Genomic DNA, 17,794 nt, shown 5'->3' with positions numbered 1-17,794 from the left:
ATTTGAGTTATAATTGGTAAATACCCCGAAGTAGTTTATTTACCTTTTTAGAGAGTCTCTTTTTTGATACTATTTATAGAGTTATAAGCCAAACCCAATCACAAATCATTAATATACTTAAATAAGCTTTCAACATCTAACCCAATAGATTGTTGTAGCTGATTAACACTGCCATGTTCAACAAAATGATCGGGAACACCCAGCATGTTTATATTATTTTTATAATTGTTTGTTGATGCAAACTCTAAAATAGCACTTCCGAAACCGCCTTTTATAGTATTATCTTCAATAGTTATAATGGTGCTATGTGTTTTAAGAATATGATGCAGAAGTTTTTCATCCAAAGGTTTTACAAAACGCATATCGTAATGTGCAATATCTTGTGGTGTGTTGCATTTTTGAATGGCCTCACTTATGTTTTTAGCAATAGTTCCAATACTTAAAACGGCTATCTTATTGCCTTTTTTTAGTTGTATGCCCTTACCTATTTCTATTTTAGAAAAAGGTTGTCTCCAATCTATGGTAACTCCGTGTCCACGAGGATAACGAATCGCTATAGGTTGATCTAAACCCAACTGTGCGGTGTACATAATGTTGCGTAATTCGATTTCGTTTCTTGGAGAAAAGATGATAAGATTAGGGATGCATCTTAAATACGATAAATCATAAACCCCATGATGTGTAGCACCGTCTTCTCCAACCAGCCCAGCCCGATCTAAACAAAAAATAACAGGTAGTTTTTGAAGTGCCACATCATGTATTACTTGATCGTAAGCGCGTTGCAAAAAGGTTGAGTAAATATTACAAAAAGGAACCAAACCTTGTGTTGCCATACCAGCTGCCAATGTTACAGCATGTTGTTCTGCAATACCAACATCAAAAGCGCGTTCAGGAATTTTTTCCATCATATATTTTAATGAACTTCCTGTAGGCATGGCAGGTGTAATACCTACAATACTTTTATTTTGTTTCGCTAATTCTACAATAGTAAGCCCAAATACATCTTGATATTTAGGAGCTTGGATGGGTTTAGATTTTACAATTAAATCCCCTGTTTGTGCATTAAATTTTCCTGGGGCATGGTATTTAACCTGATCTTCTTCAGCCTGTTTTAAGCCTTTTCCTTTTGTAGTGATAATATGCAAAAACTTAGGGCCTTTTATAGTCTTTAGGCGTTCTAATTCAGCAATTATAAGATTGATATCATGGCCATCAATAGGCCCTGAGTAATCAAAATTTAAAGCCTCAAAAATATTGTCTTGCTTTTGAGTCCCTTTTTTAACATTGGTTAAATACTGTTTAAGGGCACCAACACTTGGGTCGATGCCTATAGCATTATCATTTAAAATAACCAGTAAATTAGCATCGGTTACACCAGCATGATTTAAACCTTCAAATGCCATTCCGCTAGCTATGGAAGCATCTCCAATAATAGCGATGTGTTGTTTTTTAGTATCGCCTTTTAATTGTGAAGCGATGGCCATACCCAATGCTGCAGAAATGGATGTAGAAGAATGTCCGACCCCAAAAGTATCGTAGTCACTTTCACCTCGTTTTGGAAAACCGCTTAAGCCTCCAATTTGTCTATTGGTGTGAAATATGTCCTTTCTGCCAGTTAGTATTTTATGTCCGTAAGCCTGATGTCCTACATCCCAAATTAATTGATCTTCAGGTGTATTAAAAACATAATGTAATGCAATGGTTAATTCTACGACACCTAAACTAGCCCCCAAATGCCCCTCTTTAGTGGCCACAATGTTAATTATGAATTTCCGTAATTCTTTTGCAAGTTGCGATAAGTCTTTTTGGTTTAAAAGACGAAGTTCTGAAGGTGTGCTAATATGGTTTAATAATTTTTGCATGCGATTACAAATGTACTATTTGAAATTGTATTTTTGCTTTTATGTTAGAACCTTTTGATGATACCTATTTTATGAAAAAAGCACTTCAGGAAGCTGAGGCTGCTTATGAAAAAGGAGAGATTCCTGTGGGAGCTGTTATTGTTATCGATAATAAAATAATTGCCAGAGGACACAATTTAACTGAAACATTAACAGATGTTACTGCGCATGCGGAAATGCAGGCGATCACTGCAGCAGCTAATTTTTTAGGTGGTAAATACTTAAAGAATTGCACCTTGTATGTAACCTTAGAGCCTTGTCAAATGTGTGCAGGTGCTTTATATTGGAGTCAGATTTCTAATATTGTTTATGGCGCTAAGGATGAAGAACGTGGTTGTATAAACTTAAATACAAAATTACATCCTAAAACCGTTATAAAAGGTGGTGTTATGGCAGATGAGGCTTCTGAACTAATGAAGCGGTTTTTTATTGAAAGGCGGAATTTGAATTAAAAATCCTGAGACACGAGTTGTTTCGCAGAGATTCACAGAGCTAACACAGAGATACGCAGAGTTTTTTATATAAGGACTGAATACTGCAACTGAACACTGCTAACTTTTATTTTCACGCTCACACATTTAATCTAAATTTTCTTTAGTAAGCATGTAGTCTTTAAGGTCTTATAAATAAATTGTTTCGCAGAGATTCACAGAGTTTCGCAGAGTTTTTTATATAAGGACTGAATACTGCAACTGAACACTGCTAACTTTTATTTTCACGCTCTCGCATTTTATCTAAATTTTCTTTAGTAAGCATGTAGTCTTTAAGGTCTTTGTCTTTCCAACGGTAATAGGAAAACAAAGGGAATACAACGAGAAATAATCCAAGAACACCAAAACCAATAAGTTTTTGGGACCATTCATTGTCTATAACATAGCCTGTTACTATACTTCCTAAAGCTGCTAAAAACAAAAAAAGAATAATATATTTCATTAGTTATTTTGTAAAATTGATTAGTTGCTGTCTGTAAGCCGTTAGCAATTTAGATTTCGAAATGTATCCGTAATATTTACCATGTTTAATAACTGGTAAATTCCATGCACCACTACTTTTAAACTTATCCATGATATCATTCATAGAGTTTTCTTCGTAAATAATAATATCTGCATCTGCATGCATTAAACTTGAGGCATCAACTTTATCATAAAGGTGTGAGTTGAACATAATGTGCCTAACATCATCTAAGCGAATAACACCTAAAAGTTCATGGTTATCGTTAACCACAGGAAAATGGTTTCGAGAAGATTTTGCAACAGCTTGTTTTAATATAGCACCTAGTTTCATGTCTGGTTTTAATGTGATGAAATTAGTTTCTATGATCTTATCAATATCTAAAACCATTAATACATTTTGATCTTTATCATGGGTCATCAATTCACCTCGTTGTGCTAGCCTAAGTGTGTAAATAGAATGAGAAACGTAATATTTAGTGATGGCAAACGATATGGTTGATACGATCATTAAAGGGACAAATAACTCGTAACCACCTGTAATCTCTGCAATAAGGAATATTGCTGTAAGCGGGGCATGTAGTACCCCAGCCATTAACCCTGTCATACCAATTAAGGTGAAATTCGATTCGGATACTTGAAAATCTAAGCCAATATTATTGATGATTTTTGCAAAAGCATTTCCCAGAGCACTACCCATAACAAGTGTTGGGATAAAAACACCACCAACACCACCAGCACCAAAGGTAGTCGTCATAGCAATAGCTTTAAACACTGCAATACCAAGTAATAGAGCAATAACGACCCAGATATTAGATAAATCTAAATTAAAAGGGGTTGTACCTATAGCAGATAAATGATCACCTTTTAAAAGATTATTCATAATGCCATAACCCTCACCATAAAGAGGCGGAATAAAATATAATATAGAACCAATAGCAATCCCTCCAATTAACAATCGTTTAGCACGACTTTTAAATTGCTTAAAGAAATTGGTAATACCAAAGAATACTTTTGAAAAATATACCGATGCGATACCCGTAACAAGTCCTAAAACAATATAGAATAAGATATCGTTAACTTCAAATTTATCGGTTAATTGAAATCGTAATAATACATCAGTTCCTAAGAACATATAGGATGTTACGACTGCAGAAACAGAAGCTAATAAAAGGGGGATTAATGAGGTAAAAGCAATATCTAAGCTAAATATTTCGACAGCAAAAATAATAGCAGCAATGGGCGCTTTAAACATAGATGCCATTGCACCAGCTGCGGCACAACCAATTAAAAGCATTCTCGTTTTTGTATTCATATGGAATAAGCGTGCTGCATTAGATCCTAAAGCAGATCCAACGCTTACAGCAGGGCCTTGCAAACCTACCGATCCACCAAAACCAACCGTTAAAGGAGCGGTTATTAATGCGGCATAAATATTATATCTAGGTATAATACCGTTTAGTTTTGAAATGGCATATAAAGTTGAAGAAATGCCATGACCTATATGTCTTTTTAACCAGATTTGTTTTATCATGTAAACGACTAGAAGACCAATAATTGGAAATATAAAGTATAGGGAGTTTTGGTTGTTGTTAAAGAAATCTAATTCAAAAAGTAATCGAATATAATGTGTTAAGTTTTTAAGAAGTACCGTACCCATTCCTGCTAAAAATCCAACCAGAATACTAAGTATATAGATAAATTGAAGTTCAGAAATATGCTTGTATTTCCAGATTAAAAACTTTCTTAAAAGACTTTTAGTACTTAGAGGCATTTTATAAAATTACTAAAAAAAATCCTGCAAAGAGCAGGATTTAAATTTTATGGTTTTAAATTAAGCTTTAAACTTAATTCTGTTAACTGTTCATCGTCAATTGGAGCAGGTGAATCAATCATGACGTCCCGTCCAGAATTGTTTTTAGGGAATGCAATAAAATCCCTAATAGTTTCTTGTCCACCTAAAATAGCGACCAATCTATCCAGTCCGAAAGCTAAACCACCGTGAGGCGGTGCGCCATATTGAAAGGCATCCATTAAAAACCCAAATTGAGCTTTGGCTTCTTCGGGAGTAAATCCTAAATAATCAAACATTAATGATTGGGTCTCTTTATCGTGAATCCTGATGGAACCTCCACCTATTTCGTTTCCATTCAAAACTAAATCGTAAGCATTGGCTTTTACATCTCCTGGATTCGTTTTTAATAATTCCAGTTGACCAGGTTTTGGTGATGTGAACGGGTGATGCATGGCATGGTAACGTTCTGTATCCTCATCCCATTCTAATAATGGAAAGTCCATAACCCAAAGTGGTGCAAATTCATCTGGTTTACGTAAACCTAAACGTTCTGCCAATTCCATACGTAATGCACTTAATTGTGCACGCACTTTATTTTTGTTGCCAGACAGCACACAAATTAAATCACCTGCTTTTGCACCAGTAACTTCTGCCCATTTAGCTAAATCGTCTTGATCGTAAAATTTATCGACTGAAGATTTAAAAGTACCATCGTCGTTACAACGAGAATAAACCATACCTAAAGCTCCAACCTGTGGACGCTTTACCCAATCAATTAATTTATCTATGTCTTTTCTGGTATAACTATTCCCTCCAGGTACAGCGATACCAACTACTAATTCTGCATTATTAAAAACACCAAAATCTTTATGTTGAGCAACGTCATTCAGTTCGCCAAATTCCATGCCAAAACGAATGTCTGGTTTGTCATTACCATACAAACGCATAGCATCGTCATAAAGCATTCTTGGAAATTTTTCTACGTCTACACCATTCACTTCTTTTAATAAATGACGTGTCAATCCTTCAAAAGCATTTAAAATATCTTCTTGCTCTATAAACGCCATTTCACAATCTATTTGTGTGAATTCTGGTTGTCTATCAGCACGTAAATCTTCATCTCTAAAACATTTTACAATCTGGAAATATTTATCCATACCACCAACCATGAGCAGTTGCTTAAAGGTTTGTGGTGATTGAGGTAATGCATAAAACTGACCTTCATTCATACGTGATGGCACTACAAAATCACGTGCTCCTTCTGGTGTCGATTTAATTAAGTATGGTGTTTCAACTTCAATAAAACCTTCTTTAGATAAGTAGTTTCTAACTTCTTGAGTGACTTTGTGTCTAAAAATCAGACTATCTTTTACAGGGTTTCTACGAATATCTAAGTAGCGATATTTCATTCTTATATCTTCGCCACCATCTGTTTTATCTTCTATTGTAAAAGGAGGAAGTAATGATTCGTTTAATATATTTAGTTCCGAAACCAATATTTCTATATCTCCAGTTGAGATATTAGGATTTTTTGAAGTACGTTCAATAACAGTTCCTTTAACCTGAACTACAAATTCACGACCTAGGTTTTGAGCTTGTTGCAGCATGTCTTTAGAAGTGCGTTCTTCATCAAAAACCAATTGGGTAATACCGTAACGGTCTCTTAAATCTACCCAAACAATAAATCCTTTATCACGGGATTTTTGAACCCAACCTGCAAGGGTTACTTCTTCATTTATATTTGTAACGTTTAATTCGCCACAATTATGACTTCTATACATAGTTGAAAATTGAAGTGCATTCCTATTGCTTTCAAGTTAATTAAACAATCGTAAAATGCATTAAACAGATTGCAAATTTATGAAGATATTACTTTGTAGTATAACCTTTTTTGCAAAGATTTAAATAAAAACCACTTTGTTATATTCTTAAAATTCAATAGTATTTTTTATTAAATTATGAATTTACATGTCTTATTTGTGTGAATACTCGTATTTTTTTTGCATATTTAAGGAAACTAATTCAAAAAAATGACATTATGAGCAAACTTTTACAATTTAAGATGTTTCTATCTTTGTTACTTTTTATGCCTGCAATGATTTTTTCTCAGCAGGTTTCAGGTACGGTAACAGACGGAGAAACAAATTTGCCTTTAGCTGGGGCAAATATTATTATTAAAGGAACTAGTACAGGAACCATTTCAGATTTTGATGGAAACTTTACTTTAAACACAGAGGGCTTTCCTGTAACTTTGGTAGCCTCCTCGGTAGGGTATGAAACTCAGGAAGTTACTGTGTCTTCTTCTCAAAAGGTGATTATTGCTTTAAAGGAAGGTGTTGCTTTAGATCAGGTTATATTAATTGGATCGAGAAACCCGAGTAGAACTGCTGTCGATACACCAGTTCCAGTTGATGTTATTAACATTTCTGAACTAACATCGCAAGGACCACAAGTTAATTTAAATCAACTTTTAAATTTTGTGGCACCTTCATTTACATCAAATACACAAACAATTTCGGATGGAACGGATCATATCGATCCAGCTTCTTTAAGAGGTTTAGGCCCCGATCAAGTACTTGTTTTAATTAATGGAAAACGAAGACATAACTCATCTTTGGTTAATGTTAATGGAACTTTTGGCCGTGGTAGTGTTGGTACTGATTTAAATGCAATCCCTTCAGGATCTATTAAAAGATTAGAGGTTCTGCGGGATGGGGCAGCAGCTCAATACGGTTCTGATGCTATTGCAGGAGTTATTAATATTGTTTTAAACGATAATGTTAATGAACTTACTTTAAATGTGACCACTGGAGCTCATTTTGCTAAAAATGCGAATGATCAAACAGGAGGTGTAGATGGTGAAACAATTAATGTGAGTGCAAATTATGGCGTGTCTTTAGGAGACAAAGGGGGCTTTGTTAATTTTACTGGTGATTTTGATTATAGAGAGGATTATAGTAGAATGAAAGAATGGGAAGGAGATATTTTTAATCTTTATAATACGGTTGAAAGATTTGCTAATAATGATGGGTATAATTTATCAGATTTGTTAGATGATGATGTTTCCGATGTTATTCAATATGGAAATGCTGCGGGGTTAGGTTTAGATCCTTTGGCAACTAAAGCAGATTTACAGGGCATTTTAAGTGCAGATAATACAACTGCAGAGTTAGCAGCAAGAAATTTAGTTCGTAGCGATTTTAATATGCGCGTTGGTCAGTCCCAAGTTCGCGGTGGTCGTTTCTTTGCTAACTTATCATTGCCTTTAGATGATAATGGTACAGAATTATACTCTTTTGCAGGGACGAGTTCCAGAAAAGGAAACTCTGCAGGGTTTTATCGTTTACCAAATCAGAGTAGAACCTATACACCTGCATATATAAATGGGTTTTTGCCAGAAATTAATTCAACTATAACAGACAAGTCTTTAGCAGTAGGAATTAAAGGTAAAATAAATAATTGGCATGTGGATTTGAGTAATACTTGGGGGAAAAATGCCTTTCTATACACCATTGGAAATACCTTTAACGCATCAAGACAAAATGCTTCACCAACAACATTTGATGCAGGGGGATTTAATTTTGCACAGAATACAGTTAATTTAGATATCAATCAATTTTATGACGATATCTTTAATGGTTTTAACGTAGCATTTGGTGCTGAGTATCGATTAGAGAATTATGAAATTGTTTCTGGTGAAGAAGCATCGTATGGTCAATATACAAGCGAAGGAGAGTTAATCACTTTGCCAACTCAAGTTCCTTCAAGTGACTTTTTTGAAAGAGGAAGACCAGGAGGTTCTCAAGTATTTCCAGGATTTAGTCCTGCTAATGAGTTATCTAGAGATAGAAGTAGTATTGCAGGGTATTTCGATTTAGAAGCAGATTTTTCTGAAACGTTTTTAGTCAGCTTCGCGACCCGTTTTGAAAACTATTCAGATTTTGGTTCAACCATTAACTTTAAGTTAGCAACTAGATTAAAAGCTAGTGAAAATGTTAATATTAGAGCTGCATTAAATACAGGTTTTAGAGCACCTTCTTTACATCAGTTAAACTTTAATTCTACGTCTACAATATTTCAGGATGGTATCCCTGTTGAGGTAGGAACCTTTTCAAATGATAGTAGAGCAGCAAACCTTTTAGGCATTCCAGAATTAAAAGAAGAAACATCTAAAAGTATCAGTTTAGGATTTACGGCTAAATTACCTGATGCTAATTTAACCGTTACTGTTGATGGTTATTTTGTAGCGATTGATGATAGAGTGGTTTATACAGGTCAGTTTGCAGGCCCTGGAACAGGAACAGAGTTAGATAATTTATTATCCCAAGCGAATGCTTCGGCAGCGTCATTTTTTGCCAATGCTATAGATACAGAGTCAAAAGGATTAGACATTGTATTAACACATAAAGCGAATATTGGTACCAAAACGGGATTAAAATCTGATTTGTCGGGGACATTCTCTAAAACGAAAAAAGTAGGACCTATTAAAGCATCTCAGGTTTTAGAAGATGCTGGTTTGGTAAATACTTATTTCCCAGAAGATAGTAGGATTTATCTAGAAGAAGCAGTGCCAAGAACTAAACTAAATTTAACGAATAGTTTAACAACTGGTAAGTTTAATATATTCTTAAGGAATGTTTGGTTTGGTGAAGTTTCCGAGGCCACTACCAACATTGCGAATCAACAAGTTTTTGGTTCTAAACTTGTTACCGATTTGTCTTTTGGTTATAAAGCGTCAGAAAGTTTAACAGTAACTATTGGAGCAAATAACCTTTTAGACATTTATCCAGATAGAGCGATTGAAGCTAACCGAAGCAGTGGTCGTTTTGATTGGTCTAGACGTTCTCAGCAATTTGGTATTGGTGGTCGTTTTCTTTTTGCCAGACTTAGCTTTAATCTGAAATAAGAATATCCATATAAAAAAAATATTTATAAGCCCCATGAAGATGTTCATGGGGCTTGTAGTGTTTGTTCTAGTTTTTGATATATTCTTAAAAACACGCGTTCATTTTTATTAAATTATTAATTTATAGGCGTAATATTTATGAATATTCATATTTTTTTAAGATATTTAAGCTGACTAATTTCAAATAATTATATTATGAACAAACTTTTACAAATCAAATTACTTTTGACTTTGTTGTTTTTTATTCCTGTAATTGCTTTCTCGCAACAGGTTTCAGGAACAGTAACAGACGGAGAAACAAATTTGCCTTTAGCTGGGGCAAATGTTATTATTAAAGGAACAAGTACTGGAACGATATCAGATTTTGATGGACGTTATAGTTTAAATGTTAGCAGTTTTCCTGTTACATTAAAGATTTCTTCTTTAGGCTTTGAAACGCTTGAAAAAGTAGTGAGTGAGGCTGGAACAGTAAATGTTACTTTACAAGAGTCGGCAGAATCTTTAGAAGAAGTGGTAGTTACAGGATTAGCATCTTCAATTAAGAGAAGTAATGCTGCGAATGCTGTAGCATCTGTTTCTGCTGATGACTTGGTGGGTAGAACACCACCACAAACTTTAGATGGTGCAATGGCTGGTAAATTTGCTGGAGCTCAAATAACAGCAGCATCTGGTGCTCCTGGTGGTGGAATGTCTGTAAAATTAAGAGGGGTAACCTCTATTAATGCTAATGGACAACCTCTATATATTATAGATGGGGTGTATGTAAACAACAATAGTATTTTTGCAGGTGGATTAAATGAAGTTTCTGATGCAGCAGGTGGTGGAGCAACTTCTGTTGATTCTCAAGATAATGCATCTAACAGAATTGCAGACATTAATCCTGATGATATTGCGAATATTGAGATCCTAAAAGGAGCTTCTGCTTCTGCCATTTATGGAGCTCGTGCTGCTGCGGGTGTGGTGATTATTACTACTAAAAGAGGTAAGCAAGGAAAAACAAAAATTAAATTTACGCAAGCTTTAGGTTGGAATGAAGCCATTAACCTATTAGGTACAAGAAAATGGACAGCTGATTTAGCCGAGAATGGAAATGCTGCTGGTGCTGGTATTGGAGGGCGAACAGGTGCAGGTGCTTTATTTACTGCTGCCCAAAACGCAGGTAAGTTGGTTGATTGGGAAGATGAGATTTATGGAGAGAAAGGATTTATTACGAACACCAATCTAAGTGTTTCTGGGGGAAATGAAAAAACAACATTCTTTAGTAGTTTTACTAGCAACGAAGAAGATGGTATTGTGAAAAATACAGGCGCTGAAAAAAAGTCATTTAGAGTAAATGTGGATCACAAAATAACGGATGATATTAAATTGTCTTTAACTGGTAATTATATAAATTCTAGTGCAGATAGAGGGTTTTTTAATAATGAAAATAGTGGAACTACAATTGGAGTGACACAATTATTTTCTAGACCATGGGATGATTTTTTTCCAGTTAATGGTATTTATCCTGATAATTTAACAGGAAGTTCAAACCCAATACATACCCGTGATGTGATTACTAATAATGAATCAGTAGACCGGATTATTGCTGGATCAGGTTTAGATATTAATTTATTTAGTACAGATAAACAAAGCCTAAAATTGTTTTTAAAGGCAGGATTTGATAGTTATACATTAAGAACAACAGTGTTTTTTCCTAGAGAATTACAGTTTATGAATCCAGTAACTGGTTCATTGGGATTGGATGGATTGACATCAGATGGAACGACTCAAAATACCGATGCTAATTATTCTGCTTTTTTAGTTCATAATTATACTACGGATAACGATCTTAATTTTAAAACTCAGGCAGGGGTAACTAATAACCAATTTGATCAAAATACGATTAGAGTGACTTCAAATGGGCTAATAGCTTCAGAATCAAATGTAGATCAATCCACAAATGTAGGAGTCTCACAAACTAGACTAGTGCAGGAGGATTTTGGTTTTTTCGTTCAAGAAGAAGTGAATTATCAAGATAAAATTATAGGAACTTTAGGTATAAGGGGAGATAAATCATCAAACAATGGTGATGCTAATGAACTTTTTTATTATCCTAAAGTATCTATAGCAGCTAATTTACACAATCTATTTACGATGCCTGAATCTATGCAATTAAAACTTAGAACTGCATATGGTGAAGCTGGGAATTTTGCGCCTAATGGTGCCTTGTTTACTCGTTACTTAAACACATTAATTGGAGGTAATGTAGGAATCGTAACGTCTAATACATTAGGAGATCCAACAATTCAACCAGAACGTCAAAAAGAATTAGAATTGGGGTTTGATTTGGGGTTATTTAATAAACGCGTGTCTTTAGAATTTACTTATTATAAAAAGGCAGTGGAGGATTTAATTCTTTCTGCCGATAACCAGGGGTCTTCTGGCTTTTCATTTCGTTGGGCAAATGCTGGTGAATTAGAAAATAAAGGTGTTGAAATAGCATTGAATGGAAAAGTGTTTGAGGAAGAAAATTTTTCTTGGGATACTGGAATTATTTTCTTTAAAAACGAATCTGAAATTACTAGATTGGATGTAAACCCATTTAACACGCAAGGGTTCAGAACAAGTTTAGGAACCTTTAGAATTGTAGAAGGTGAAAGTGCTACAGCAATATTTGGAAATGATGCTAATGGTATGCCTGTTGTGATGGGTGATTCAGAGCCAGATTTCCAAATGTCTTTTAATAATAATCTTAGATATAAAGATTTTACTTTATCGTTTTTCTGGCATTGGAAACAAGGCGGAGAAAATGTTAATTTAACACGTCTTCTTACAGATGATTCGGGAACTAGTCATGATTTTGACAGTACTAGTTTAGATCCAACTGGTGCCACTGTAAATGGGTTGTTTAGACTTAATTCTTTAGGGAATGGTACAAATGCGTACATCGAAGATGCTAGCTATTTAAAATTAAGAGAGGTTGGTTTATATTATAACATTCCTAGCAATAACATAAAGAAATGGTTTAATGGCAATGTTTCCGATATAAAAGTGGGACTTTCAGGACGGAACTTAATCAATATTTTTGATTATGATAGTTATGACCCAGAAGTATCAAACTTTGGTTCAGCAGCGGCAGGTATAGGAATTGAGGTAGCACCTTTTCCATCATCTAAAAGATTTATGTTTCACTTATCTGTTGGACTTTAATACTTAAAAAATAATAATATGAAAATTTCAAATAAAATAAAATTTTTGAGCATACTCATTGTATTGGGTATAACTTTTTCTTGTAGTCTTAACGAAGGGGAAAGTTTAAATGGACCTCAAATTACTTCAATTTCTGAAGGACTTTCAAGACCTGAACTTCCACAGGTGGTTGCTGGGATATTATCAGATATGAGAGTTGACATGGAAACAGAAAGAGATGTATTATCTGTATTAGGGAGAGAATATTGGCATCTTCAAAGTTCTGACCCAGGATGGGGTACAGAATTAGCTGCTGGATTGTTGAGTAATGCGTCATTTTTTATAAATAGACCGTATACTGCAAGGTACGCTACTGTTAAGGCATGTAATATTCTATTAGAAAGTTTAGAAGCAGAAAGCACTACTACAATTTTTTCAGCAAATGAAATAGCCGCTATTAGAGGATTTGCTAATACCATTAAAGCTCATGAATTATTGTCGGTTTTAAACTTGGTATATCAAAATGGGATACGTACAGATGTGGCAAATCCTGATAATTTAGGCCCTTTTGAAACTTATGATACTGCCTTAACTACTATTATGGGACTTTTAGATTCGGGCTTTACAGATCTTACTACTGGAGGAGATGTTTCTCCTAATACCTTAGGTGTTTCTTATTCAGAATTTAATAGAGCGATTGCAGCTAGAGTTGCAGCATATCAAGGAAATTCGGCTGGAGTTTTAAGTGCTCTAGCAGATTCTTTTATGGATATGAATGGTGATATGAATTCGGGTGCTTATTTTCGATATTCTGCGGCAGGAGCAGATGTGTTAAACCCATTATTTATTGCTTTGAATTCTGGTGATACAGGGGCTGCGATAGCTTATCCCGATTTTATAGAAGATCCTTCTGCACCTGCCTTTGAGGCTGGAGATAATAGATTAGATAAGGTTGTTGCTCGTTCAAACTTTCCTGTTCAATTAGAACTTGCTGGTATGGCTGGAGCATATGATGTATGGATATATCAATCTAGTACAGCTCCTGTAGGAATAATAAGAAATGAGGAATTACTATTATTATATGCAGAAGCGAGTATGGTGTCTGATCCAGATGGGGCAGCAGATGCGATTAATGCTGTAAGAAGCGCTGCTGGATTATTGCCAGTTGTTTCAGGAACTGTAGATGAAGATCGGATTATATTTGAAAGAAGATATTCTCTTTTTGGAGAAGGTCATCGTTGGATTGATATGAGACGCTTTGGAAGACTTACTGATATAAACCAAGATCATGATAGAGCTGGTGATTTATCACCTGTGCCTAGTGAATTTCCAATTCCTCAAAGTGAGGGACTATAATGTTTTTATGCCGATTTATAAGTTAAATTGGTATAACTCATAATTAAATAAAATTGAAAAGCCTCAACATAACGTTGAGGCTTTTCTGCTATTAACCCTTTGCTAAAGTAAAAGATTATTGTAATAGTTACATTTCAAGTTGTCTTAGTTCGATTGGAAATTAATCTAATTGTTTCCCTTCATATTCAAGACCTTCTTTTAATTCGTTTTGAGAATATTTAGCTACTCTGTTGTTATATAACCACATTTTAAATTTAGTTACTAAATAGAATAGTATTGGTACTACAATTAGCGTAAGGAACGTAGCGACAAATAATCCGTAAATAACGGTCCATGCAAGAGGCCCCCAGAAAATAACATTATCACCTCCCATGTAAATATGCGGATTGAACTCGCTAAACAAAGTAAAGAAGTTAATGTTTAATCCTGTTGCTAGTGGTATTAACCCTAAAATAGTAGTGATAGCTGTTAACAGTACAGGGCGTAAACGCGCTTTTCCACCTTTTATAATAGCTTCTAACAAATCAGAAGTTTCAAGGTATTGATCATCTTCTAAATTGTGTTTTATTTTTTGTCTGTCGATTAAAAGTTGTGTATAATCTAAGAGTACCACACCGTTGTTTACAACAATACCTGCCAGCGATATAATACCCATCATGGTCATCATAATTACAAAGGCGCTACCGGTTGCGACAATACCACCAAATACACCAATTAAACTCAGGAAAATAGCAAGCATAATGATACCCGGTTTAGATACGGAGTTAAACTGGAAAATAAGAATAAAGAAAATTAAACCTAAACCTGTAAAGAACGCTCCCATTAAGAAGGCCATTTGTTTGTTTTGCTCCTCTATTTGTCCGGTATAATCAACTTTAACCGTAGCAGGTTTTTCTGTGAAACTTTGCATCTCATTTTGAATTTTTGAAACAATGGCTCCGGCATCAGTAAACCCGGGTGCTAAAGCAGAGTATAAGGTTACCACACGTTTTACATCTCTATGTTTTATGGCACTAAATCCAGAGGTGTTATTTTGTTTAGCAACGGTAGAAACAGGAACTTCTTTTATTTGCCCGCTGGCAGGGTCTCTAAATGTTATTTTCTGGTTGAAAATAGCACTGGTATTATACCTGTTTTCTTCATTAAAACGCACATAAATATCATAATCTTCACCGTCTTTTTTGTAAATACCAGCTTTAGATCCAAAGATAGCATTACGCAATTGTTGCCCTACTTGTCCAGAGGTTACACCTAATTCTCCTGCTTTTTTTCTGTCCACCTGAACCTGCATAGATGGTTTCGATTTATTTACATCGATTTTTAATTCGTCTATACCTTGAATGTTTTTCGAATTTATAAAATCACGCATTTTTTCAGCAGTTGCTATAAGTTCTGAATAGTCGTTTCCTTCTAATTCAAGATTTATAGGATAACCTGCCGGAGGTCCCACAGCATCTTTTTCAACAGAAATAGCAACGCCAGGGTAAATATCTTTTAAGTTTTCCTGTACTTTTTTAAGAAGGACATTACTATCGGCACCATCTCTATATTTATATTCACGCATGGTCGCCGTTATTTTACCACGATGTGGCATTTCTGCTTGCGACCCTCCATCTGTTTGTGGATTTCCAGCACCTTCTCCAACTTGAGATACGGCACTTTCTGTCAGGAAGTTATAATCACCATGCATATAAGCTTCTTCGTTTATAATTTTATAAACACGCTCTTCTATATCTTTTGTAATAGCATTGGTTTTTTTAATATCTGTTCCTTCGGGATATTCTATATATACTATAATTTGATTTGGCGTATTATCTGGAAAAAATTCAACTTTGGTACGTTGACTTCCAACAGATGCTCCAAATCCCATAAAGGCTATGATGAGTAGAACAAATGTTCCGATGGCAATAAATGCTGGTTTTCTTCCACTTAATGCAGCGCGAAGTGATTTTTCATAAAAACGTTCCCACTTAGGTAGCACATTATTTTGAAATCCGTTAGCCCAACCTCTTAGAAATAAACGATATAACCAAAGTAAAATAACAGTTACGATCATTAAGGTTCCCAAACCTCTGTAGCTTCCGCCAACAAGCATGATGAGTAAGCCAATACCCCCAACTATCGCGGAAATTTTGATAATGTTTTTTAAAGGCATGTCTTTATCCTCAGTAGTCATAAATTGAGATACCATAACAGAGTTAAAGAAGATAGCCACAAACAACGAGGAACCTAATACAACCGACAAGGTAATAGGAAAATAAATCATAAATTGTCCCATAACGCCAGGCCATAAACCTAAGGGTATAAAGGCCGCTACGGTGGTTGCTGTAGATATGATAATAGGAAATGCGATTTCGCCAATCCCTTTTTTAGCCGCTTCTATACGACTCATACCTTCTTCACTCATTAAGCGATATACATTTTCTACAACGACAATACCATTATCAACCAACATTCCAAGTCCCATGATAAGTCCGAAAAGAATCATGGTATTCATGGTATACCCCAACATGTTTAAAATCATAAGCGACATAAACATAGACATTGGAATTGCAAACCCAACAAACAAGGCATTTTTAAATCCTAAAAAGAACATTAAAACAGTAACCACGAGAATAATACCAAAGATAATATTGTTTACCAGGTCATCAACCTGTCCAATGGTTTTTGAAGATTGATCATTTGCTACAGTAACTGTTAAGTCTGGAGGAAATACATTGGCAATAGCCTCTTTAATAATAACCTCTATTTGTTCTGCCGCAGCTACCATGTTTTTTCCTGCCCGTTTTTTAACGTCTAACATCACAACAGGTGCTCCAAATTCTCTTGCGTAAGTCGTTTTGTCCTCATCTTTAAAGGAAACTTGAGCAATATCTTTTAAATAAATAGGGTGCTCCTTTTCAGACTTTACAACAAAGGTTTCAAGCTCATCAGGGTCATCAATTTCACCAATAATTCTAATAGTACGTCTTTGTCCGCTAGTAATTAAATTACCTGCAGACATGGTCATGTTTTCATTGCTAATGGCATTGGTAATATCTTGAAAACTAACCTGAGCAGCCATCATTTTATAAATGTCTACAGCTACTTCTACTTCTTTTTCCTGAGCCCCACGAATATCAACTTGCTTAATTTCCTGTAGGCTTTCAATTTCGTCTTCAAGGTATTCTCCGTATTCCTTTAATTTATCAACCGGGTAATCTCCAGAGATATTAATATTGAGGATTGGTGTTTCCTCAGATATACTTAAATCGAAAATATTAGGTTCTACTTTGGCACCGTTAAATGTTGGCCAATCTTCACTTGAAGTTTCCGTGTCTACTTCGTCTTTTACTTTTTGTTTTGCAGCTTCAACCGTAATATTCTCATCGAATTCTACAACAATAATAGAATAGTCTTCTTGAGATGTTGAGGTGATTTCAATAACATTACTAACTGTCTTAAGTTTGTCCTCAATAGGGTCGGTTATTAGTTTTTCAATATCCTCGGCGGTATTTCCTGGATACAAGGAACTAATATAGATTTTGGTTTCCTTAATTTCTGGGAAATTCTCTCTTGGCATACTAAAATAAGCACCAGCTCCAAGAAACAAGATTAAAGTAATTAAAACATACATGGTTGTTTTATTATTAATGGCCCATGATGATAAACCAAACTCCTTATCTACGTTCTTTTGTTTTTTATTTTTACTCATTAGTTCTTTATTTTTTGTCATTCC

9 protein-coding genes are annotated in these 17,794 nt (G+C 34.8%); 4 read left to right on the top strand and 5 right to left on the bottom strand.

Translation table 11 applies throughout. From position 1 onward, the window contains the following. Window positions 1-98 precede the first annotated feature (98 nt). Entirely contained in the window at window positions 99-1,862 is a 1,764-nt protein-coding gene (dxs, locus tag Q4Q40_RS11160) for a 1-deoxy-D-xylulose-5-phosphate synthase (protein WP_303301874.1), read from the bottom strand. A gap of 41 nt (window positions 1,863-1,903) precedes the next feature. Between dxs and Q4Q40_RS11155 the strand changes: the two genes are divergently transcribed. Continuing rightward, window positions 1,904-2,353, top strand: a complete 450-nt coding sequence (locus Q4Q40_RS11155; RefSeq protein ID WP_303301873.1) for a nucleoside deaminase — start codon at window positions 1,904-1,906, stop codon at window positions 2,351-2,353. A gap of 250 nt (window positions 2,354-2,603) precedes the next feature. On the opposite strand, the gene Q4Q40_RS11150 is transcribed toward Q4Q40_RS11155, so the two are convergent. From Q4Q40_RS11150 to aspS, 3 genes are read right to left on the bottom strand one after another with little or no spacing between them, the layout of a single operon-like run. Then, window positions 2,604-2,834, bottom strand: a complete 231-nt coding sequence (locus tag Q4Q40_RS11150) for a hypothetical protein (protein ID WP_303301872.1) — start codon at window positions 2,832-2,834, stop codon at window positions 2,604-2,606. A 3-nt stretch (window positions 2,835-2,837) separates the two neighbouring features. Further along, window positions 2,838-4,625: a chloride channel protein gene (locus tag Q4Q40_RS11145; protein WP_303301871.1), complete on the bottom strand. Its 1,788-nt coding sequence runs from the start codon at window positions 4,623-4,625 to the stop codon at window positions 2,838-2,840. Window positions 4,626-4,672: 47 nt separating this feature from the next. Then, a complete protein-coding gene (aspS, locus tag Q4Q40_RS11140; protein ID WP_303301870.1) occupies window positions 4,673-6,427 on the bottom strand; it encodes an aspartate--tRNA ligase in 1,755 nt (584 codons plus the stop codon). Between the two features lie 257 nt (window positions 6,428-6,684). Here aspS and Q4Q40_RS11135 point away from each other — a divergent pair, with 257 nt between their 5' ends. The 3 genes from Q4Q40_RS11135 (at window position 6,685) to Q4Q40_RS11125 (ending at window position 14,076) form a co-directional block, all read left to right on the top strand. Next, a complete protein-coding gene (locus tag Q4Q40_RS11135) occupies window positions 6,685-9,552 on the top strand; it encodes a TonB-dependent receptor (protein ID WP_303301869.1) in 2,868 nt (955 codons plus the stop codon). 195 nt (window positions 9,553-9,747) lie between these two features. Continuing rightward, window positions 9,748-12,741 (top strand): SusC/RagA family TonB-linked outer membrane protein, encoded by a 2,994-nt coding sequence (locus tag Q4Q40_RS11130; protein ID WP_303301868.1) that lies wholly within the window; start codon window positions 9,748-9,750, stop codon window positions 12,739-12,741. Between the two features lie 18 nt (window positions 12,742-12,759). Continuing rightward, window positions 12,760-14,076 (top strand): RagB/SusD family nutrient uptake outer membrane protein, encoded by a 1,317-nt coding sequence (locus tag Q4Q40_RS11125; RefSeq protein ID WP_303301867.1) that lies wholly within the window; start codon window positions 12,760-12,762, stop codon window positions 14,074-14,076. Between the two features lie 160 nt (window positions 14,077-14,236). Here Q4Q40_RS11125 and Q4Q40_RS11120 read toward each other — a convergent pair whose 3' ends face one another. Then, the gene (locus tag Q4Q40_RS11120; protein ID WP_303301866.1) at window positions 14,237-17,770 is read right to left on the bottom strand and encodes an efflux RND transporter permease subunit; all 3,534 of its coding nucleotides are present in this window, start codon (window positions 17,768-17,770) and stop codon (window positions 14,237-14,239) included. Between the last annotated feature and the right edge of the window lie 24 nt (window positions 17,771-17,794).

It is taken from the genome of Flavivirga jejuensis (assembly GCF_030540765.1).
Lineage (GTDB): Bacteria > Bacteroidota > Bacteroidia > Flavobacteriales > Flavobacteriaceae > Flavivirga > Flavivirga jejuensis.
This window is presented reverse-complemented; position numbering and strand designations above follow the sequence as displayed.